This window comes from Pantoea sp. B623, assembly GCF_024814475.1.
GTDB classification, from domain to species: domain Bacteria; phylum Pseudomonadota; class Gammaproteobacteria; order Enterobacterales; family Enterobacteriaceae; genus Pantoea; species Pantoea ananatis.
Genome location: NZ_JANUXM010000004.1, coordinates 2,861,991 through 2,883,607, shown reverse-complemented (window position 1 = coordinate 2,883,607; position 21,617 = coordinate 2,861,991). Strand labels below are relative to the sequence as shown.

The following is a 21,617-nucleotide window of genomic DNA, read 5'->3' as shown; positions in this document are numbered from 1 at the left end:
TACGGAACCCCATTCATGGATATTCGTAAAATTAAAAAACTGATCGAACTGGTTGAAGAATCTGGCATTTCTGAGCTGGAAATCTCCGAAGGCGAAGAGTCTGTTCGCATCAGTCGCGCACCTGCAAATACCGGTTACCCAATGATGCAACAGGCTTATGCCGCGCCGGTTGCTCAACAGCCTGCTCTGGCGACAGCCGTTGCACCTGTTGCCGCCGTTGCAGAAGCCGCGCCTGCTGAGATCAGCGGCCACATCGTACGTTCACCAATGGTAGGAACCTTCTATCGCACACCAAGCCCGGATGCAAAAGCGTTCGTGGAAGTGGGTCAGAAAGTCAATGCAGGTGACACGCTGTGCATCGTTGAAGCCATGAAAATGATGAACCAGATTGAAGCGGATAAGTCTGGCGTTGTTAAAGCCATTCTGGTGGAAAGTGGTCAGCCGGTAGAATTTGACGAGCCACTTGTTGTCATCGAATAACGGGGCGAACCATGCTGGATAAAATTGTTATTGCTAACCGCGGTGAGATTGCGCTGCGCATTCTGCGTGCCTGTAAAGAACTGGGCATCAAGACTGTCGCGGTCCATTCAAGCGCGGATCGTGACCTGAAGCACGTGCTGCTGGCAGACGAAACGGTTTGCATCGGCCCGGCGCAGTCGGTCAAAAGTTACCTCAACATCCCGGCGCTGATTTCTGCCGCTGAGATCACCGGCGCGGTGGCGATTCACCCCGGCTACGGCTTCCTTTCTGAGAACGCCGATTTTGCTGAGCAGGTTGAGCGCTCTGGCTTTATCTTCGTCGGTCCGAAAGCCGATACCATTCGCCTGATGGGCGATAAAGTGTCCGCGATTACCGCGATGAAGAAAGCGGGCGTTCCTACCGTCCCCGGCTCCGATGGCTCGCTCACCGATGACATGGAAAAAAACCGTGCCTTCGCCAAGCGCATCGGCTATCCGGTTATTATCAAAGCCTCTGGCGGCGGCGGCGGTCGCGGCATGCGCGTTGTGCGTAGCGATAAAGATCTGGAACAATCCATCAACATGACGAAAGCGGAAGCCAAAGCGGCTTTCAACAACGACATGGTTTACATGGAAAAGTATCTGGAGAATCCACGCCATATCGAGATTCAGGTACTGGCCGACGGCCAGGGCAATGCCATTTATCTGGGCGAACGCGACTGTTCAATGCAGCGTCGTCACCAGAAGGTCGTGGAAGAAGCGCCAGCACCGGGGATCACGCCAGAATTGCGTTCCTTCATCGGTGAGCGTTGCACCCGAGCCTGTATTGATATTGGCTATCGCGGGGCAGGTACGTTTGAATTCCTGTATGAAAACGGCGAGTTCTATTTCATTGAAATGAACACCCGTATCCAGGTTGAGCATCCGGTTACCGAGATGATCACCGGCGTTGACCTGATTAAAGAGCAGCTGCGTATTGCTGCGGGTCAGCCGCTGTCAATCAAGCAGGAAGACGTGATTATTCGCGGTCATGCGGTCGAGTGCCGTATCAACGCGGAAGATCCGGTTAGCTTCCTGCCAAGCCCGGGCAAAATCACCCGCTTCCATGCGCCGGGTGGTTTTGGCGTGCGTTGGGAATCTCATATTTATGCCGGTTACAGCGTACCGCCTTATTATGACTCCATGATTGGCAAGTTAATCACCTACGGTGAAACCCGCGATATCGCCATTGCACGTATGAAAAATGCCCTGGCGGAGCTGATTATCGACGGTATCAAAACCAACATCGAACTGCAGATGAAAATCATGTCCGATGAGAACTTCCAGCAGGGTGGAACCAATATCCACTATCTGGAGAAAAAGCTTGGCCTGCACGAGAAGTAATCGCCACGCTGAGTCAGTCTGAGGCCGGATATTCCGGCCTTTTTCTTTTCCCGCTGGCGTTGAGGTCACACTATGGACGCGCGTTATTTACAGGCTCATAAAGAAGCTCGCTGGTCACTCTATCTGACGCTGGCCTGGTTAGCCGTCTGGGGCGGTTCTGCCTGGTTAGGGGGAAATGCCACTGGCCTGACCGGCTTACCTCGCTGGTTTGAGCTCTCCTGTCTTTTTGCCCCCCTACTGTTCATTTTTTTATGCTGGATGATGGTGCGTAAAATCTTCCGGAATATGTCGCTGGAGGATGAAAATGAATACTGAAATCATTCTTCCACTGCTGGCTTATCTGGCTGTTATCGCGGGCCTTTCCGTCTTTGCGATGCGAAAACAACGCCAGGGAAATTTCCTGACTGAGTATTTCCTGGGCAGCCGCTCAATGGGCGGATTTGTCCTGGCAATGACCATCACGACCACCTATATCAGTGCGAGCTCGTTTATCGGCGGGCCGGGTGCAGCTTATAAGTACGGCCTGGGCTGGGTGCTGCTGGCTATGGTACAGGTGCCTGCTGTCTGGCTGTCGTTAGGCGTGCTGGGTAAAAAGTTTGCCATTCTGGCGCGCAAGCACAACGCCGTGACCCTTAACGATATGCTCTATGCACGCTATGGCAGTACGCTGCTGGTCTGGTTAGCTAGCCTGAGCCTGCTGATTGCCTTCGTGGGCGCGATGGCCGTGCAGTTTATTGGTGGCGCGCGTCTGCTGGAAACCGCTGCCGGGATCCCTTACGACACCGGCCTGTTGATCTTTGGCGGTACAATAGCGCTTTATACGGCCTTCGGCGGCTTCCGCGCCAGTGTGCTGAATGATGCGATGCAGGGCGTGGTGATGCTGATAGGCACGTTTTTACTGCTGTTTGCCGTTATTCACCACGCTGGCGGTATTCACTCGGCCGTCGATAAACTGCACGCCATCGATCCCAAGCTGCTGTCGCCGGAGGGACCGGGCGATATTATTACGCCCACGTTCCTGAGCTCGTTTATCGTGCTGGTCTGCTTTGGCGTCATCGGCCTGCCGCACACCGCCGTTCGCTGTATCTCTTACAAGGACAGTAAAGCGGTACACCGGGCTATTGTGCTTGGCACCATTGTTGTTGTGCTCCTGATGCTGGGAATGCATTTGGCCGGGGCGCTCGGACGCGCGGTATTACCTGACCTGACCGTGCCGGACAGCGTTATCCCTACGCTGATGATCACCGTGCTACCACCACTGGCTGCCGGGCTGTTTTTAGCCGCGCCGATGGCGGCGATCATGTCCACTATCAATGCCCAGTTGCTGCAGGCCTCCGCTACGCTGGTGAAAGATCTCTACCTGCGCCTTGCACCGCAGCAAATCGATAATGAGCCGCGGTTGCGAATATTATCGGGAACGGTGACCTTTTTGCTGGGTGTCATACTGCTGTTTGTCGCCTGGCATCCGCCAAACATGATTATCTGGCTCAACCTGCTGGCTTTTGGTGGTCTGGAAGCCGTGTTCTTATGGCCGCTGGTGCTGGGTTTATATTGGGAGCGCGCTAACGCCGCCGGCGCTGTCAGCGGCATGGTGGTGGGCGGAGGATGTTATGCCGTTCTGGCAACCTTTGGTCTGCAACTATGGGGTTTTCATCCCATTGTGCCGTCATTAATGTTAAGTCTGCTGGCATTCCTGGTCGGCAACCTGTTTGGGCGCTTACCGCATGCGGTTGATGCACCACAACACTGAATTAAGAGAGACGTTATGCCTTGGATTCAAATCAAAATTAACAGTTCTGGCGCAAACGCGGAAGGACTGAGCGACGCGCTAATGGAAGTCGGTGCCGTGTCTGTGACCTTTCAGGACACAAACGATACGCCGGTATATGAACCTATGCCGGGTGAAACGCGTTTATGGGGTGATACCGACGTTATCGGATTGTTCGACGCTGAAAGCGACATGGATGGCGTGATTGCGGAACTGTCTCAACATCCGCTGCTCGGCGAGAATTTCCGTCACAAGATCGAGCAGATCGAAGACAAAGACTGGGAACGTGAATGGATGGAAAACTTCCATCCTATGCGGTTCGGTGAGCGTTTGTGGATCTGTCCAAGCTGGCGCGATGTACCCGACCCCGATGCCGTCAATGTGATGCTCGATCCCGGCCTGGCGTTCGGAACCGGCACGCACCCCACCACTTCGCTGTGCCTGACGTGGCTCGACGGCCTGGATCTCGCGGGTAAAACCGTGATCGATTTTGGCTGCGGTTCAGGGATCCTGGCAATTGCGGCGCTTAAACTTGGGGCGGCGCAGGCTATCGGTATTGATATCGATCCCCAGGCGATCCAGGCCAGCCGCGACAACGCCGAGCGCAATGGGGTGGCCGATCGTTTATCCCTGTATCTGCCGCATCAGCAGCCGGAAAACCTGCAGGCTGATGTCGTGGTCGCGAATATCCTGGCCGGGCCGCTCCGCGAGCTGGCACCGCTTATTGGTGTCCTGCCTAAATCTGGCGGGCATCTTGGTTTGTCAGGCGTACTGGAGAGCCAGGCTGAAAGCGTCTGTGAAGCTTACAGGACGCATTTTGCGCTCGATCCCGTTGCAGTCAAGGAAGAGTGGTGTCGTATTACAGGCGTTAAAACCGCTTAGCCTTTCAGGCATTGCAGCTACCAACAGCAGCCCTGGCGGATCGGCAGGGCTGTTAAACATTCGTTACTGTCCGTTCAGTGTTTCACCCAGAGCCGCGATTGCAATCGGCTGAGGCTAAACCCTCCTGTGGCGCAGTCTTTGTGGTTGATAAAACCGCTGCTTGTATCGTTAATCACGGTATGTGACGTTTTTTATCTGGTGAATACCGAATCTTCGTCGGAAAAACCTTTGTTCACAAAATAAACACAAACACTTAATCTACTGATTTATCTTGTTATTTATCCTTATCAACAGGGTCAGTGCAGGATAAAAGCGGTTTTCTTGTGAATTGTTCAAAGTTTGGCCTTTCATCTTCATAAAAAAATGCGTAATATACGCCGCCTTGCAGACACAGTATGGCATTACGACTTCATGCGCATTGGAAACCTCCAGCTGAGAAATCGACTGATTGCAGCGCCGATGGCCGGTATTACCGACAGGCCTTTCAGAACGCTTTGTCACGAGATGGGTGCAGGAATGGCGGTTTCTGAGATGTTGTCATCGAACCCCGAAGTCTGGGCCAGTGACAAATCTCGTTTACGCATGGTGCACAGTGATGAACCCGGCATTCGTGCCGTCCAGATTGCAGGCTGTGATCCCAGTGAGATGGCCCAGGCTGCACGTATTAATGTTGATGCTGGTGCACAGGTTATTGATATTAATATGGGTTGCCCGGCGAAAAAGGTGAACCGCAAAATGGCGGGCTCCGCCTTACTGCAGTATCCCTCAGTAGTAGAGTCAATTCTCTCTGCCGTGGTAAATGCTGTTGATGTCCCGGTAACGCTGAAAATCCGTACCGGATGGGATCCAGAAAACAGAAACTGTGTCGCGATTGCCCAATTGGCTGAACGCTGTGGCATTCAGGCTTTGACGATACATGGCCGCACTCGTGCCTGCCTGTTCAACGGAGACGCTGAATACGACAGTATTCGGACAGTTAAGCAGAGTGTTTCTATTCCGATTATCGCGAATGGAGACATAACTGACCCGCATAAAGCCAGAGCAGTGCTCGACTACACCGGAGCCGATGCTCTGATGATAGGACGTGCTGCTCAGGGAAGACCGTGGATCTTCCGGGAAATCCAGCATTATCTGGACACTGGGGAGCTGCTTGCCCCGCTGCCACTGGCAGAGGTCAAGCGTTTGCTTGTTTCGCATATACGTGAGCTGCACGACTTTTACGGTTCAGGCAAGGGATACCGTATAGCGCGAAAGCACGTCTCCTGGTATCTCCAGGAACATGCCCCAAATGACCAGTTTCGGCGCACATTCAACGCCATTGAGGATGCCAGCGAACAGCTGGAGGCGTTGGAGGCATACTTCGAAAATCTTGCGTAACGAAATAAAGAGCTGAAAGAACTATGTTCGAACAACGCGTAAATTCTGACGTACTGACCGTTTCTACCGTTAACTCACAGGATCAGGTAACTCAAAAACCTTTGCGTGATTCGGTTAAACAGGCACTGAAGAACTATTTTGCTCAACTGAATGGTCAGGATGTTAGTGACCTGTATGAGCTGGTTTTGGCTGAAGTCGAGCAGCCTCTGTTGGACATGGTGATGCAGTATACCCGTGGCAACCAGACCCGTGCTGCCCTGATGATGGGTATCAACCGCGGTACGCTGCGTAAGAAACTGAAAAAATACGGCATGAACTGATTCAGGTTCAGGCCGTTAATCTCGCCAGCCTCAGGGCTGGCGTTTTTATTTGTGCCCTGACACACAAATTGTTTTAAAACTTGTGAAACAGTTGCGTCAAATATGGTAACTGTAGTTGCAGTCGCCAGCGTGATTTTTAACGGGCTGCCTTTTTCATATCGTCCTCATTTCCAACCCTGTCTTTTCCCGTTTCCAGCCTCTCAGCCCCGCTATAGCGGCCTTGTGTGAGCCTGCTTTACTTTTTTCGCAACGAGCACCCTGCTTGCAGTCAGCACATGCAACGCTGCTCACAATGTTGCTAAATAGTGAAACATTTTGCACTAAATGTGATCCCTACGACTCGAAATGCTTCCTTTTGGTGCGTCATATTAACGCAGCCTTCCAGATAATTCAGATTATTACCCGATCTTTCAGGTGACTTCAGGATTCTGCAAACCTGGCACTGGCTTTGCAAAGTCGTGGGGGGCCGTTCGCCACAGACAGGACGCACAATAAAGTGCGCAATACATAACAACACAACATGACATGCCACACAGGATGCTTTATGAAAAAGATGATGCTCTCTACTCTGGTTGCTGCGGCTTCTCTGCTTGCCGTTGCTCAGCAGGCCCATGCAGGCCCTACACTCGATGCGATTAAAAAGAAAGGCTTCATTCAGTGTGGGATCAGCGATGGCCTGCCGGGGTTCTCTTATGCGGATGCCAGCGGCAAATTTACCGGCCTTGATGTGGATATCTGTCGTGCTGCCGCGGCTGCCGTATTTGGCGACGCCACAAAAGTGAAGTACACCCCGCTGACGGCAAAAGAGCGTTTTACCGCGCTGCAGTCCGGCGAAGTCGATGTGCTTTCTCGCAACACCACCTGGACCTCATCACGTGACGGCGGCATGGGCTTCATGTTTACCGGCGTCAACTACTACGACGGCATTGGCTTCCTGACCCACAAGAAAGCGGGTCTGAAGAGCGCGAAAGAACTCGACGGTGCGACCGTCTGTATTCAGGCGGGCACCGATACCGAGCTGAACGTCGCTGACTTCTTCAAAGCCAACAAAATGCAGTACACGCCGGTCACCTTCGATCGCTCTGATGAATCCGCTAAGGCACTGGACAGCGGTCGTTGCGATACGCTGGCATCTGACCAGTCTCAGCTGTACGCCCTGCGCATTAAATTAGGTAAGCCAGACGACTTTATCGTCTTGCCTGAAGTGATTTCTAAAGAACCACTGGGGCCGCTTGTACGTCGCGGTGATGATGACTGGTTCACCATTGTTAAGTGGTCGCTTTTCGCCATGCTGAACGCCGAAGAGATGGGCATCAACTCCAAAAACGTTGATGAAATGACGGCTAAACCGGCAACACCTGATATGGCTCACCTGCTGGGCGCTGAAGGTGATTTCGGCAAAGACCTGAAGCTGGATAACAAATGGGCTTACAACATCATTAAACAAGTAGGTAACTATCAGGAAAGTTTTGATCGCAACGTCGGTAAAGACAGCCCGTTAAAAATCGCTCGTGGCCAGAATGCACTCTGGAATCAGGGCGGTATTCAGTACGCGCCACCGGTACGTTAATCGCGCCTCAACCCGTCGGGCACCGTTTTCTACGGTGCCCCAGCAAAGCTTTTGTTATTGAGGTTTAAACATGTCACAACGCCCAACCGTGAAAAGGGATTTTTCGTTCGGTAATCCCACGGTTCGAGCCTGGCTTTACCAGATAGTTGCGATCATTATTGTAGTTGCTGTGGTGGGCTACCTTATCCACAACACCGTTATCAATCTCGCTAATCGCGGTATTACTTCCGGGTTTGGTTTTCTGGAGCGCAATGCGGGTTTCGGCATTGTTCAGCATCTTATTGACTACACTGAGGGTGACACCTACGCACGCGTCTTTCTGGTCGGGCTGACCAATACGTTACTGGTTTCGGCACTCTGTATTGTTTTTGCATCTGTTCTGGGTTTTTTTATCGGACTGGCACGCCTGTCAGATAACTGGTTACTGCGTAAAATCGCCAATATCTATATTGAAACTTTCCGCAATATTCCTCCCTTACTCCAGATCTTCTTTTGGTATTTTGCAGTATTACGTAACCTGCCCGGCCCCCGTCAGGCGCTCAATGCTTTCGATCTGGCCTTCGTCAGCAATCGTGGCCTGTATGTGCCCTGGCCGACCTATGCACCGGGAAGCTGGCCATTTGTTTTTGCCCTCGTTTTGGCTGTTGTCGCGAGTTACGCCCTGTTCCGCTTCAACCGTCAGCATCAGCTTAAAACCGGTCAATTTCGTCGCACCTGGCCTGTCGCCATTTTGATGTTGTTACTCTTTCCCTTCATTGCACATCTGGGCTTTGGCGCAGCCATGCATTGGGACATTCCTGAGTTACGCGGCTTTAACTTTAGGGGCGGTTTCGTCATGATTCCTGAGCTGGCGGCACTGACGCTGGCGCTGTCGATTTATACCTCCTCGTTTATTGCGGAAGTCATTCGATCAGGTATTCAGGCTGTGCCCTATGGGCAGCATGAGGCGGCCCGCTCGCTGGGATTACCCAATCCGGTCACCTTGCGTCAGGTTATTATCCCTCAGGCGATGCGCGTGATCATTCCTCCCCTTACCAGCCAGTATCTGAATATTGTGAAGAACTCTTCTCTGGCTGCGGCAATTGGCTATCCCGATATGGTGTCGTTGTTTGCCGGAACGGTCCTGAATCAGACCGGCCAGGCCATCGAAACCATTGCTATCACCATGAGCGTCTATCTGATTATCAGCCTGCTGATTTCAATGTTGATGAACTTCTACAACCGCAAAATCGCGCTGGTTGAGCGTTAAGAGAACGGGATAACTATGTCTGTCACTACACACGAAACACCGCAGATAGCCTCATCACCGCTGAGCCGGGCCTGGCTGTGGGCGCGCAAAAATCTGTTTTCAGGGTGGTTTAATACCTTTCTGACGCTGCTTTGCATCTGGCTTATCTGGCATGTGATTCCACCTGCTCTGAACTGGCTGATCTTCGATGCAAACTGGTTCGGCACAACACGCGCAGACTGTACGAAAGAGGGGGCATGTTGGGTCTTTATTCATGCCCGCTTTGGCCAGTTTATGTATGGGCTTTATCCACATGAACTGCGCTGGCGCATCAACCTGGCGCTGGTCATTGGGCTGGCATCCATTGTGCCGATGTTTATTAAACGACTGTCTTACCGTGGACGCTACCTTGCCGCATGGGCAGTATGCTATCCCCTTGTTGTCTGGTTTCTGTTGTATGGCGGTTTCTTAGGGCTGGACCGGGTGGAAACCCGTCAATGGGGAGGGCTTACGCTGACGCTGATCATTGCATCCGTCGGTATCGCTGGCGCCTTACCGCTGGGGATTTTACTGGCGCTGGGACGACGCTCCCGGATGCCGGTGGTGCGAACGCTGTCAGTGATTTTCATTGAGTTCTGGCGCGGCGTGCCGCTGATAACCGTGCTGTTTATGTCTTCGGTCATGTTGCCGTTGTTTATGGCAGAAGGAACGACCATCGACAAACTGGTGCGTGCACTGGTTGGCGTGATCTTGTTCCAGTCGGCTTATGTGGCAGAGGTGGTACGTGGTGGACTCCAAGCCTTGCCTAAGGGGCAGTATGAAGCTGCTGAATCGCTGGCTCTGGGATACTGGAAGACGCAAATGCTGGTCATCCTTCCGCAGGCCTTAAAGCTGACTATTCCAGGACTGGTGAATACCATTATCGCGTTATTCAAAGATACCAGCCTGGTCATCATTATTGGTTTATTCGATCTGTTTAGTAGCGTGCAGCAGGCTACCGTCGATCCCGCCTGGCTAGGCATGTCTACTGAAGGCTATGTCTTTGCCGCGCTGGTCTACTGGATTTTCTGTTTTAGCATGTCACGTTACAGCCAGTATCTGGAAAAACGTTTTCACACCGGGCGCAAATCGCACTGAGGTTTCTATGACACAAATAATAACTGATTCAACCAATGCGATGATTTCGCTGGAAAATGTGAACAAGTGGTACGGGCAATTCCATGTGCTGAAAGATATTAATCTTCAGGTTAAACCCCAGGAACGTATCGTCTTGTGTGGTCCATCAGGTTCAGGCAAATCCACCACAATTCGCTGCATCAACCATCTTGAAGAACACCAGAAGGGCCGTATTGTGGTTGATGGTATTCATTTGAATGATGATGTGCGCAACATTGAGCGGGTCCGTACCGAGGTCGGTATGGTGTTTCAACATTTTAACCTTTTCCCTCATCTTACGGTTTTGCAGAACTGCACGCTGGCGCCCATGTGGGTGCGTAAAATTGCTAAAAAGGATGCCGAAGAGCTTGCTATGCACTACCTCAAGCGTGTTCGTATTGAAGAACATGCGCATAAGTTTCCCGGCCAGCTTTCTGGGGGACAGCAGCAGCGCGTAGCTATCGCACGTTCGCTATGCATGAAGCCTAAAATCATGCTGTTTGATGAGCCGACCTCTGCTCTGGATCCAGAGATGGTGAAGGAAGTGCTCGATACGATGATTGGACTGGCCGAAGATGGTATGACAATGCTTTGTGTGACGCACGAAATGGGCTTTGCCCGTACGGTAGCCGACAGAGTGATCTTTATGGATCGCGGTGAGATCGTGGAAGTCGCTCCTCCGCAGGAGTTTTTTGCTAATCCTCGATCAGAGCGTACCCGCGCGTTCCTGTCCCAAGTTATCCACTAACCCCTCTTATCTCTCCCCGCATCTTCGTCTACGACGGAGGTGCGGTTTCCCCCCATGACGCTCAGCATAATATGCTTCTGCTACGCGAATAATCGCACTGCGTTAACTGTGGTTGCACAACGCCTCAGCTGCCAGCGTTGCCTATAATCGCGTTTCATTACGCTAACAACCCTGTTTGAGCTCAGTTGCCCGGTTTTTAGTCGGCGTTTTATTCGTATGGAAAGGAGCATTCGAAAGTTTTCAGTGCCCAATGGGGGCCTTCCGCGCGCCATAATCGGCTCGATATTGGCTTTTTACCGCATCGCAGACGTAAAAAAGCCCCGCACTTTCGTACGGGGCTTTTCTGTTTGATGCCTGGCAGTTCCCTACTCTCGCATGGGGAGACCCCACACTACCATCGGCGCTACGGCGTTTCACTTCTGAGTTCGGCATGGGGTCAGGTGGGACCACCGCGCTACAGCCGCCAGGCAAATTCTTTATTTGCCGAACTCTAGCCATATATAACTGGTGCTGATACCCAGAGTCGAACTGGGGACCTCACCCTTACCAAGGGTGCGCTCTACCAACTGAGCCATATCAGCACGCAACAGGTACTCCCGGCACTGTTATGCTGATGCTCGGGTCTTTCAATTTGATGCCTGGCAGTTTATGAATCACGCTGTGATTCACCCTTCGGGCCGCTGCCTCGCAGCGTTCAAAAGCGTTCGCTTTTGTCCTACTCTACTGAGTAGTGAACTGCCCGAGGTTACGTGCAGGTCCTTCAATTTGATGCCTGGCAGTTCCCTACTCTCGCATGGGGAGACCCCACACTACCATCGGCGCTACGGCGTTTCACTTCTGAGTTCGGCATGGGGTCAGGTGGGACCACCGCGCTACAGCCGCCAGGCAAATTCTGTTTCCCGCACCGCCCTCGCAGGCCGCACGGTTTTATCCGGTAAACAATGCTGAAAATTTAAATCGTCTCTCTACCAAAACGCCTCTGGCGTTGTAAGGTTAAGCCTCACGGGTCATTAGTACCGGTAAGCTCAACGCATCGCTGCGCTTACACACCCGGCCTATCAACGTCGTCGTCTTCAACGTCCCTTCAGGAGCCTTAAAGGCTCAGGGAGAACTCATCTCGGGGCAAGTTTCGTGCTTAGATGCTTTCAGCACTTATCTTTTCCGCACTTAGCTACCGGGCAGTGCCACTGGCGTGACAACCCGGACACCAGCGGTGCGTTCACTCCGGTCCTCTCGTACTAGGAGCAACCCCCCTCAATTCTCCAGCGCCCACGGCAGATAGGGACCGAACTGTCTCACGACGTTCTAAACCCAGCTCGCGTACCACTTTAAACGGCGAACAGCCGTACCCTTGGGACCTACTTCAGCCCCAGGATGTGATGAGCCGACATCGAGGTGCCAAACACCGCCGTCGATATGAACTCTTGGGCGGTATCAGCCTGTTATCCCCGGAGTACCTTTTATCCGTTGAGCGATGGCCCTTCCATTCAGAACCACCGGATCACTATGACCTGCTTTCGCACCTGCTCGAGCCGTCACTCTCGCAGTCAAGCTGGCTTATGCCATTGCACTAACCTCCTGATGTCCGACCAGGATTAGCCAACCTTCGTGCTCCTCCGTTACGCTTTGGGAGGAGACCGCCCCAGTCAAACTACCCACCAGACACTGTCCGCAGCCCGGATCACGGGCCTACGTTAGAACACCAAACATTAAAGGGTGGTATTTCAAGGCCGGCTCCACGCAGACTGGCGTCCACGCTTCAAAGCCTCCCACCTATCCTACACATCAAGGCTCAGTGTTCAGTGTCAAGCTGTAGTAAAGGTTCACGGGGTCTTTCCGTCTTGCCGCGGGTACACTGCATCTTCACAGCGATTTCAATTTCACTGAGTCTCGGGTGGAGACAGCCTGGCCATCATTACGCCATTCGTGCAGGTCGGAACTTACCCGACAAGGAATTTCGCTACCTTAGGACCGTTATAGTTACGGCCGCCGTTTACCGGGGCTTCGATCAAGAGCTTCTCCTTGCGGATAACCCCATCAATTAACCTTCCGGCACCGGGCAGGCGTCACACCGTATACGTCCACTTTCGTGTTTGCACAGTGCTGTGTTTTTAATAAACAGTTGCAGCCAGCTGGTATCTTCGACTGGCTTCAGCTCCGGGAGCAAGTCCCTTCACCTACGCGCCAGCGTGCCTTCTCCCGAAGTTACGGCACCATTTTGCCTAGTTCCTTCACCCGAGTTCTCTCAAGCGCCTTGGTATTCTCTACCTGACCACCTGTGTCGGTTTGGGGTACGATTTTGTGTTACCTGATGCTTAGAGGCTTTTCCTGGAAGCAGGGCATTTATCACTTCAGCACCGTAGTGCCTCGTCGTCACGCCTCAGTGTAAAGTGAACCGGATTTGCCTGGAACACACACCTACACGCTTAAACCGGGACAACCGTCGCCCGGCTGATATAGCCTTCTCCGTCCCCCCTTCGCAGTAACACCAAGTACAGGAATATTAACCTGTTTCCCATCGACTACGCCTTTCGGCCTCGCCTTAGGGGTCGACTCACCCTGCTCCGATTAACGTTGAACAGGAACCCTTGGTCTTCCGGCGACAAGGTTTTTCACCTTGTTTATCGTTACTTATGTCAGCATTCGCACTTCTGATACCTCCAGCAACCCTCACAGGCCACCTTCGACGGCTTACAGAACGCTCCCCTACCCAACAACGCATAAGCGTCGCTGCCGCAGCTTCGGTGCATGGTTTAGCCCCGTTACATCTTCCGCGCAGGCCGACTCGACCAGTGAGCTATTACGCTTTCTTTAAATGATGGCTGCTTCTAAGCCAACATCCTGGCTGTCTGGGCCTTCCCACATCGTTTCCCACTTAACCATGACTTTGGGACCTTAGCTGGCGGTCTGGGTTGTTTCCCTCTTCACGACGGACGTTAGCACCCGCCGTGTGTCTCCCGTGATAACATTCTCCGGTATTCGCAGTTTGCATCGGGTTGGTAAGCCGGGATGGCCCCCTAGCCGAAACAGTGCTCTACCCCCGGAGATGAGTTCACGAGGCGCTACCTAAATAGCTTTCGGGGAGAACCAGCTATCTCCCGGTTTGATTGGCCTTTCACCCCCAGCCACAGGTCATCCGCTAATTTTTCAACATTAGTCGGTTCGGTCCTCCAGTTAGTGTTACCCAACCTTCAACCTGCCCATGGCTAGATCACCGGGTTTCGGGTCTATACCCTGCAACTTAACGCCCAGTTAAGACTCGGTTTCCCTGCGGCTCCCCTATGCGGTTAACCTTGCTACAGAATATAAGTCGCTGACCCATTATACAAAAGGTACGCAGTCACCCCATAAAGAGGCTCCCACTGCTTGTACGTACACGGTTTCAGGTTCTGTTTCACTCCCCTCGCCGGGGTTCTTTTCGCCTTTCCCTCACGGTACTGGTTCACTATCGGTCAGTCAGGAGTATTTAGCCTTGGAGGATGGTCCCCCCATATTCAGACAGGATACCACGTGTCCCGCCTTACTCATCGAACTCACAGCCTGTGCACCTTTGTGTACGGGAGTATCACCCTGTACCCTGCGACTTTCCAGACGCTTCCACTGATGCACAAGCTGATGATGGTTCTGGGCTCCTCCCCGTTCGCTCGCCGCTACTGGGGGAATCTCGGTTGATTTCTTTTCCTCGGGGTACTTAGATGTTTCAGTTCCCCCGGTTCGCCTCATACAGCTATGTATTCACTGCATGATAGTGTGTCGGAACACACTGGGTTTCCCCATTCGGGTATCGCCGGTTGTTGCGGTTCATATCACCTTACCGGCGCTTATCGCAGATTAGCACGCCCTTCATCGCCTCTGACTGCCAGGGCATCCACCGTGTACGCTTAGTCGCTTAACCTCACAACCCACAGGCGTTTTACGCTGCGTGTCGTGAGCTTTTGAGAGACTCGAACGCGTTGTGCTGTGTTCCTTATTACGGAGGAACACGACAATGCGTCGTTTCAAATTTTCAGCTTGTTCCGGATTGTTAAAGAGCAATATCTTAAACATGACTCGCAAGTCATCTTTAAGATATGTGGGCAACACCTTTCACCTGTCACCAAGCAAGTGGCGTCCCCTAGGGGATTCGAACCCCTGTTACCGCCGTGAAAGGGCGGTGTCCTGGGCCTCTAGACGAAGGGGACGTGAAATACTTGTGCAACAGACACGGGTAGTTTCACGTGAAGGTGAGATTGTATAATCAGGCGACAATTAATATTGTTACCGCACCCCAACGCGTAGACGCTTTGCTCATTACTTTTCTATCAGACAATCTGTGTGAGCACTTCGCGGGAAGGTATCTTCAGGTAAGGAGGTGATCCAACCGCAGGTTCCCCTACGGTTACCTTGTTACGACTTCACCCCAGTCATGAATCACAAAGTGGTAAGCGCCCTCCCGAAGGTTAAGCTACCTACTTCTTTTGCAACCCACTCCCATGGTGTGACGGGCGGTGTGTACAAGGCCCGGGAACGTATTCACCGTGGCATTCTGATCCACGATTACTAGCGATTCCGACTTCACGGAGTCGAGTTGCAGACTCCGATCCGGACTACGACGCACTTTATGAGGTCCGCTTGCTCTCGCGAGGTCGCTTCTCTTTGTATGCGCCATTGTAGCACGTGTGTAGCCCTACTCGTAAGGGCCATGATGACTTGACGTCATCCCCACCTTCCTCCGGTTTATCACCGGCAGTCTCCTTTGAGTTCCCGACCGAATCGCTGGCAACAAAGGATAAGGGTTGCGCTCGTTGCGGGACTTAACCCAACATTTCACAACACGAGCTGACGACAGCCATGCAGCACCTGTCTCAGAGTTCCCGAAGGCACCAAAGCATCTCTGCTAAGTTCTCTGGATGTCAAGAGTAGGTAAGGTTCTTCGCGTTGCATCGAATTAAACCACATGCTCCACCGCTTGTGCGGGCCCCCGTCAATTCATTTGAGTTTTAACCTTGCGGCCGTACTCCCCAGGCGGTCGACTTAACGCGTTAGCTCCGGAAGCCACTCCTCAAGGGAACAACCTCCAAGTCGACATCGTTTACGGCGTGGACTACCAGGGTATCTAATCCTGTTTGCTCCCCACGCTTTCGCACCTGAGCGTCAGTCTTCGTCCAGGGGGCCGCCTTCGCCACCGGTATTCCTCCAGATCTCTACGCATTTCACCGCTACACCTGGAATTCTACCCCCCTCTACGAGACTCAAGCCTGCCAGTTTCAAATGCAGTTCCCAGGTTAAGCCCGGGGATTTCACATCTGACTTAACAGACCGCCTGCGTGCGCTTTACGCCCAGTAATTCCGATTAACGCTTGCACCCTCCGTATTACCGCGGCTGCTGGCACGGAGTTAGCCGGTGCTTCTTCTGCGGGTAACGTCAATCAATGCGGTTATTAACCACATCGCCTTCCTCCCCGCTGAAAGTACTTTACAACCCGAAGGCCTTCTTCATACACGCGGCATGGCTGCATCAGGCTTGCGCCCATTGTGCAATATTCCCCACTGCTGCCTCCCGTAGGAGTCTGGACCGTGTCTCAGTTCCAGTGTGGCTGGTCATCCTCTCAGACCAGCTAGGGATCGTCGCCTAGGTGGGCCGTTACCCCGCCTACTAGCTAATCCCATCTGGGTTCATCCGATAGTGAGAGGCCCGAAGGTCCCCCTCTTTGGTCTTGCGACGTTATGCGGTATTAGCCACCGTTTCCAGTGGTTATCCCCCTCTATCGGGCAGATCCCCAGACATTACTCACCCGTCCGCCACTCGTCACCCGAGGAGCAAGCTCCTCTGTGCTACCGTCCGACTTGCATGTGTTAGGCCTGCCGCCAGCGTTCAATCTGAGCCATGATCAAACTCTTCAATTTAAAGTTTGATTTGCTGAAACAAGTCCAGCGGTGCTCATCTGTAAAACGTCATAATGAATTTCATTATGTGTTCACTCGTGAGGCTTTGATATTTTTTACGTCCGGAGACGCTGATATCAATCCTGCGAGTGCCCACACAGATTGTCTGATAAATTGTTAAAGAGCAGTGCGAACAGCGGGTTAACCGTCTGTCGCGAGGTGGCGTATATTACGCTTTCCTCCTTCAGAGTCAACCTCTTTTTCAGAAGTTTTTCTCCGGCGGCTCAGTTGCCTGACCCTCTCAACACCGCATTCCGTAAGCCGTTGTGCCGTGTCGATGGAGGCGCATTATAGGGATCCGATTTAATTGCACAACCCTTTTTTTGGATCTTTTTACTGACTGCCGAGAAAACATTCATATTGATTAGATCACCAACGATCCGGCGCAAAATCCCCTTGCCAGTTGGTCACAATCGCATCAGGCTGCCGGTAAACACAGTAAAGGAGAGCACAATGACTGTAGCGTTACGTCCTTATAAACATCTCTTCCCGCAGTTGGGTCTGCGCGTCATGGTTGATCCCACCAGCGTTGTGGCGGGTGACGTAATCATGGAAGACGATGTCGGTATCTGGCCTCTGGTGGCTATTCGTGGTGATGTGAACCAGGTTCGCATCGGCGCCCGCACCAATATTCAGGATGGTAGCGTGCTGCATGTTACCCATAAGTCTGATGCTAATCCTGCAGGTTTCCCACTGGTGATCGGTGAGGATGTTACTGTCGGACATAAAGCCATGCTGCACGGTTGTACTATTGGCAATCGCGTACTGGTTGGAATGGGGTCAATTGTGCTGGATGGCGTGATTGTTGAGGATGACGTTCTGATTGGTGCCGGGAGCCTGGTTCCTCCCGGTAAGCGGCTGGAAAGTGGTTATCTTTATGTAGGCAGTCCGGTCAAACAGATCCGACCGCTGAATGAAAAAGAAATAGCAGGATTGCTCTACTCTGCCAGCAACTATGTCAGTTGGAAGAACGACTACCTGGCCGGCGACAGCCAGATCCATCCTTCATTATCGACCTGATCGTTACGGATACAGTCTTCCGCCTGATCTTCCAAATCCCAGCGATGGTCACGAAACAGTGCCATCGCATCCCCTTCCCCGAATTGTTGGTGTAAAGCCGTCACACTGATGGCACAGGTTAGCCCCATGCCATTGACCAAAACAGGGAAACAGACAGCCATTAATGTCGTATCCAGCGTTTCACGATCTGGAAACTGGATAGCCTGATTCACGACGACAGCTCCGCTTTCAATGACGCGATCACCGGCGCAATTTCCGGCATGATGCCATGCCATAAATGAAATGCATGCGCGGCTTGCCCCACCAGCATGCCTAATCCATCCGCAAGATGCGATGAACCCTGTTGTTGGCACCAGCGCAGAAAAGCGGTTAATCCGTTCTGATAAAACATGTCATAGCAGTGTAAATCAGCATGGATTAATGATGAGGGTAATGGCGGCACATCGCCATTAATGCCACTCGATGTCGCGTTAATCAGTAAATCAAATTGTTTACCACTCAGCGCATTAAATGAACATGCACTCACCGCCCCATACTGTCCGAACGCCTTTGCCATGCTTTGGGCACTCGCAGCCGTGCGGTTGACTAGCGTAATCGTCGTTCCCAGAGAAAGCAGAGGCAGGATAACGCCACGCGCTGCCCCACCAGCCCCCATCAGTAAGACACGATCGCCTGGTTTGATCATCGACAGACGCTGAAGATCGCTGACTAAACCAATGCCGTCCGTATTGTCGCCAAGAATCTGTCCGTCCGGGCACTTTTTCAACGTGTTAACCGCCCCCGAGGTAGAAGCCCGCTCGGTCAGTTGATCGGCATATTCCCAGGCCTGCTGCTTGAAAGGTAACGTGATATTTGCGCCCGCTCCGCCTTGGGCAAAAAACGTCGTAACCGCCTCGGGGAAACTATCCACAGGCGCTTCAATACGATCATATTGAAGGGTGATCCCCGTTTGTCTGGCAAAAGCCTGATGGATTTGCGGCGACTTACTGTGGCTTATTGGGTGACCAAAAACGGCAAAATGTGTCATCTGCTAACCCTGCCGTATCTGGTTGCCGCTGATGACGTCGCGGATCTCGGAGGGATTTAACCTGCCTCCCGTGTTCCCGTTGAGCACGGGGAACGCCGGACCAAACTGCCGTTTGACTTCATCTACTGTGCGACAGGGCGGCTGCCCTGAAAGATTCGCACTGGTTGACACCAGAGGCTTGTCAAACGCCCGGCACAACGCCTGAACGTCAGGATGATCGCTGACGCGAATAGCCAGAGAATCGAATTGTCCGGTTAACCAACGCGGCGTATGCGGTGCCGCAGGCACGACAAAGGTGACCGGGCCGGGCCAGCAGGCAAACATACGTTCACGCTGCATCGCCGTTAACACGTGATCGGAAACGTAGGGCATGAGCTGGCCATAATCGGCCGCTATCAGAATCAATCCTTTTTCCACTGGCCGCCGTTTCAACGCCAACAGCGCCATGACGGCCGATTCATTATCAGGATCGCAGCCCAGGCCGAATACCGCTTCTGTAGGGTAAGCAATGACTGCATGTTGCTTCAGATGGTTCACACAATCCTGGAGTGAGCCGGAAACTGGTTGATTTTGCATGATGATGTCTTACGTCTCTTCAATGATAGCTTTGCCACAACGTTTACTGGCGCAAAAAAGCCGGGTGCCTTGCGCGGTCTTTTTTTCAACTAAAAGTGGAAATTCACAATGCGGACAACGCCCGGCCACGGGTGTAAGGTTGACGGCAAACTGGCAGGCTGGATAGCGATCACAGGAATGAAACGTTTTACCAAAGCGCGATCGCCGCTGTACCAGTTTACCCTGCTGACACTGCGGGCAATCGAGAGTCGTCTCATCAGGTTTATCGATCGTTTCTGTGTAATCACATTCTGGATAATGGCTACAGCCAATGAACATACCAAAACGGCCCTGGCGTAATACTTTATCTGCGCCACATTGCGGGCAGGCGTGACCTTCCAAAACTTTCACAACGTGCCCGTCGGCCTGGTTGCCCAGGGGCCGAATGTAATCGCAGGCAGGGTAGTTTGCACAGCCCAAAAAAGGACCGTGTTTTCCTGAACGTATAACAAGTTCTGCCCCGCAAGCGGGGCAGGGATCCTGTTTACGCACAGTGAAGAGTGCGGTTTTACTCATAACGATAATGCATCAGTGAAATTTAATGCAGCATACCTTCGTTGACGTCGAATAACAGTTCTTCCATTTGTTGGTAGGCATTTTCACATCCAGGGATGTTAAAAAGCACCATCAACACCACCCATTTAAGATCCTCAAGATCGAAATCAAGAGTATCAAGCGCCATGACACGTTCAATGACCATTTCTCGTGTTTCAAGGCTCAATACCTGAATTTGTTCCAGGAAGAGCAGGAAACCGCGGCTTTCGGCATCTAAACGCTTGCTCTCTTCATCTGTATAGATGCGCATGGAGAGCGGATCATTTGCCAGTAAAATTGGTGCGACCAGACCTTCCTGGTAGTCTGCCAATTTTTCTAACCAGTTCAACGCGTTATAAATGTCTTCGCGATGAAAACCGGCATCCGTCAAGTCATCTGTCAATCTGTCCTGATCAACACCCATTTCTGCTTCGTTGTGGATATAGGTCTCAAACAAGTACATGAGTACGTCGAACATGGCATGCCCTCCTCAATCGGACATAGCCGCCGGGTACAGCTGCGATCCATCCTGCTAACTCCAGTTCCAGCAACTGAGCTGTAATAACTGGCACAGGTTGGCCGGCACGTTCAGCGACAACGTCAACAGGTGTAACCTCATCACCTACGTTAGCCAACAGCTCGGCAAATGGCAATGGAGCATCGTCACTGGCATCAGAATAAATTTCGTCTGATTGTGTAACAGGTAACCAGTTAAGCATAGCGCGTAAATCTTCAATGATGTTATTAGGATGTGCCACCAGCATTGCTCCCTGCTGAATCAACCAGTTTGTTCCCTCACTGCCGCTGTTGCCCAATGCTCCAGGCAAGGCATAAACAGCGCGATTTTGCTCTAATGCGTAACGGGCTGTGACTAATGAACCACTCTTTAATGACGCTTCAATGACTAACACGCCCTGGCTTAATCCGCTGATAATCCGGTTTCTGCGTGGAAACCGGTGTGCCAGAGGAAGTGCATCAAGCGGAAACTCGGATATCACCGCGCCCCCCTGCTCGACAATTTCCTGAGCCAGCGCAACATGCCTCCTGGGATAGAGGTGGGCCAGTCCACTGCCCAGTACCGCAACGGTTTTCCCCCTCACGTTCAGCGCAGCACGATGTGCAACACCATCAATACCGAGAGCCAGGCCGCTGGTGATGGTGAAGCCACTGAGCGACAACGCCTGTGTGAACCCGTCACACCAGTAACGACCGGAGTGAGAGCACTGGCGGCTGCCCACCACCGCCAGTTGCGATGTACCCAGAACGGAAGGATCGCCCTTTACATACAGCAAAGGAGGAAAACAGCTGATTTCAGTGAGCTGAGCGGGATAAAGCGGATCAAGGGCGGTAATCAAATGATGTAACGGGCTTTGCGACAGCCACGTGTTTACCGTTTTCAGCCAACCCGGGGAGAGATGATGGTAATGGTGGCGCTGTGAAACCTCTAATCCATTCTGGGTCAACACATCGTCAACATCTTTGCCTTCAGACAGTTGCTGTGCCGCCTTTAACCAACGCCTGCCGGTTAAGCCCGGTATAGTGCCCAGCCGCAGTAATTGCTCCCGTTTTCTCATCTTCAAAGCCCTCTGACAAGCATCGCGTCCCTC

The 21,617-nt window shown here is 52.5% G+C and carries 18 protein-coding genes, 2 tRNA genes and 4 rRNA genes; 12 read left to right on the top strand and 12 right to left on the bottom strand.

The features are described from left to right. The first annotated feature begins 15 nt into the window (after positions 1 to 15). From accB to NXS97_RS15190, 11 genes are all read left to right on the top strand, one after another. Positions 16 to 480 (top strand): acetyl-CoA carboxylase biotin carboxyl carrier protein, encoded by a 465-nt coding sequence (gene accB, locus NXS97_RS15240; RefSeq protein WP_013027436.1) that lies wholly within the window; start codon positions 16 to 18, stop codon positions 478 to 480. 11 nt (positions 481 to 491) lie between these two features. Beyond that, positions 492 to 1,841: an acetyl-CoA carboxylase biotin carboxylase subunit gene (gene accC / locus NXS97_RS15235; RefSeq protein WP_013027437.1), complete on the top strand. Its 1,350-nt coding sequence runs from the start codon at positions 492 to 494 to the stop codon at positions 1,839 to 1,841. Between the two features lie 72 nt (positions 1,842 to 1,913). Next, complete coding sequence (locus tag NXS97_RS15230; protein ID WP_014594741.1) at positions 1,914 to 2,156, top strand: YhdT family protein; 243 nt, start codon at positions 1,914 to 1,916, stop codon at positions 2,154 to 2,156. Continuing rightward, positions 2,146 to 3,591, top strand: a complete 1,446-nt coding sequence (gene panF, locus NXS97_RS15225) for a sodium/pantothenate symporter (protein ID WP_116220086.1) — start codon at positions 2,146 to 2,148, stop codon at positions 3,589 to 3,591. Before NXS97_RS15230 ends, panF begins: the two co-directional genes overlap by 11 nt. A gap of 15 nt (positions 3,592 to 3,606) precedes the next feature. Further along, positions 3,607 to 4,491, top strand: a complete 885-nt coding sequence (gene prmA / locus NXS97_RS15220) for a 50S ribosomal protein L11 methyltransferase (RefSeq protein ID WP_014604882.1) — start codon at positions 3,607 to 3,609, stop codon at positions 4,489 to 4,491. A gap of 411 nt (positions 4,492 to 4,902) precedes the next feature. Then, complete coding sequence (dusB, locus tag NXS97_RS15215; RefSeq protein ID WP_014604881.1) at positions 4,903 to 5,868, top strand: tRNA dihydrouridine synthase DusB; 966 nt, start codon at positions 4,903 to 4,905, stop codon at positions 5,866 to 5,868. A 23-nt stretch (positions 5,869 to 5,891) separates the two neighbouring features. Next, a complete protein-coding gene (fis, locus tag NXS97_RS15210; RefSeq protein ID WP_003855228.1) occupies positions 5,892 to 6,188 on the top strand; it encodes a DNA-binding transcriptional regulator Fis in 297 nt (98 codons plus the stop codon). A 544-nt stretch (positions 6,189 to 6,732) separates the two neighbouring features. After that, positions 6,733 to 7,758 carry an amino acid ABC transporter substrate-binding protein gene (locus NXS97_RS15205; RefSeq protein ID WP_014604880.1) on the top strand — a complete coding sequence of 342 codons (1,026 nt, stop codon included), beginning with the start codon at positions 6,733 to 6,735 and terminating at the stop codon, positions 7,756 to 7,758. Between the two features lie 70 nt (positions 7,759 to 7,828). Continuing rightward, entirely contained in the window at positions 7,829 to 9,007 is a 1,179-nt protein-coding gene (locus tag NXS97_RS15200; protein ID WP_014594745.1) for an amino acid ABC transporter permease, read from the top strand. A 15-nt stretch (positions 9,008 to 9,022) separates the two neighbouring features. Further along, positions 9,023 to 10,123 (top strand): amino acid ABC transporter permease, encoded by a 1,101-nt coding sequence (locus tag NXS97_RS15195; protein ID WP_112900614.1) that lies wholly within the window; start codon positions 9,023 to 9,025, stop codon positions 10,121 to 10,123. A 7-nt stretch (positions 10,124 to 10,130) separates the two neighbouring features. Next, entirely contained in the window at positions 10,131 to 10,889 is a 759-nt protein-coding gene (locus tag NXS97_RS15190) for an amino acid ABC transporter ATP-binding protein (protein WP_104932967.1), read from the top strand. Between the two features lie 352 nt (positions 10,890 to 11,241). Here NXS97_RS15190 and rrf (NXS97_RS15185) read toward each other — a convergent pair. The 6 genes from rrf (NXS97_RS15185) to NXS97_RS15160 all read right to left on the bottom strand — a co-directional run bounded on the left by rrf (NXS97_RS15185) (position 11,242) and on the right by NXS97_RS15160 (position 16,775). Next, positions 11,242 to 11,357: ribosomal RNA gene (rrf, locus tag NXS97_RS15185) — 5S ribosomal RNA — on the bottom strand. Between the two features lie 37 nt (positions 11,358 to 11,394). Next, a tRNA-Thr gene (locus NXS97_RS15180) sits at positions 11,395 to 11,470 on the bottom strand. Between the two features lie 189 nt (positions 11,471 to 11,659). Further along, positions 11,660 to 11,775, bottom strand: a 5S ribosomal RNA gene (gene rrf, locus NXS97_RS15175). Positions 11,776 to 11,878: 103 nt separating this feature from the next. Then, positions 11,879 to 14,784 (bottom strand): 23S ribosomal RNA (locus NXS97_RS15170). Between the two features lie 210 nt (positions 14,785 to 14,994). Beyond that, positions 14,995 to 15,070: transfer RNA gene (locus tag NXS97_RS15165), tRNA-Glu, on the bottom strand. A 163-nt stretch (positions 15,071 to 15,233) separates the two neighbouring features. Continuing rightward, positions 15,234 to 16,775 (bottom strand): 16S ribosomal RNA (locus NXS97_RS15160). Together the 16S, 23S and 5S rRNA genes with 2 tRNA genes alongside form the textbook arrangement of a ribosomal RNA operon. A gap of 492 nt (positions 16,776 to 17,267) precedes the next feature. Between NXS97_RS15160 and NXS97_RS15155 the strand changes: the two genes are divergently transcribed. Then, complete coding sequence (locus tag NXS97_RS15155) at positions 17,268 to 17,834, top strand: gamma carbonic anhydrase family protein (protein WP_014604879.1); 567 nt, start codon at positions 17,268 to 17,270, stop codon at positions 17,832 to 17,834. Here the strand turns inward: NXS97_RS15155 and NXS97_RS15150 are convergent. The 6 genes from NXS97_RS15150 to dprA are packed head-to-tail and all read right to left on the bottom strand — an operon-like array spanning position 17,789 to position 21,584. Continuing rightward, positions 17,789 to 18,046: a DUF1488 domain-containing protein gene (locus NXS97_RS15150; protein WP_014604878.1), complete on the bottom strand. Its 258-nt coding sequence runs from the start codon at positions 18,044 to 18,046 to the stop codon at positions 17,789 to 17,791. The two genes, NXS97_RS15155 and NXS97_RS15150, sit on opposite strands and share 46 nt — an antisense overlap. Further along, positions 18,043 to 18,861, bottom strand: a complete 819-nt coding sequence (aroE, locus tag NXS97_RS15145) for a shikimate dehydrogenase (protein WP_013027448.1) — start codon at positions 18,859 to 18,861, stop codon at positions 18,043 to 18,045. Before aroE ends, NXS97_RS15150 begins: the two co-directional genes overlap by 4 nt. 3 nt (positions 18,862 to 18,864) lie before the next feature. Further along, positions 18,865 to 19,437, bottom strand: coding sequence for an L-threonylcarbamoyladenylate synthase type 1 TsaC (tsaC, locus tag NXS97_RS15140; protein WP_013027449.1), 573 nt, complete (start codon positions 19,435 to 19,437; stop codon positions 18,865 to 18,867). A gap of 9 nt (positions 19,438 to 19,446) precedes the next feature. Next, the gene (locus NXS97_RS15135; protein ID WP_013027450.1) at positions 19,447 to 19,992 is read right to left on the bottom strand and encodes a type I DNA topoisomerase; all 546 of its coding nucleotides are present in this window, start codon (positions 19,990 to 19,992) and stop codon (positions 19,447 to 19,449) included. A gap of 22 nt (positions 19,993 to 20,014) precedes the next feature. Further along, entirely contained in the window at positions 20,015 to 20,488 is a 474-nt protein-coding gene (gene smg, locus NXS97_RS15130) for a DUF494 family protein Smg (RefSeq protein ID WP_013027451.1), read from the bottom strand. Further along, entirely contained in the window at positions 20,460 to 21,584 is a 1,125-nt protein-coding gene (gene dprA / locus NXS97_RS15125) for a DNA-protecting protein DprA (RefSeq protein WP_041457833.1), read from the bottom strand. Before dprA ends, smg begins: the two co-directional genes overlap by 29 nt. Positions 21,585 to 21,617 lie beyond the last annotated feature (33 nt).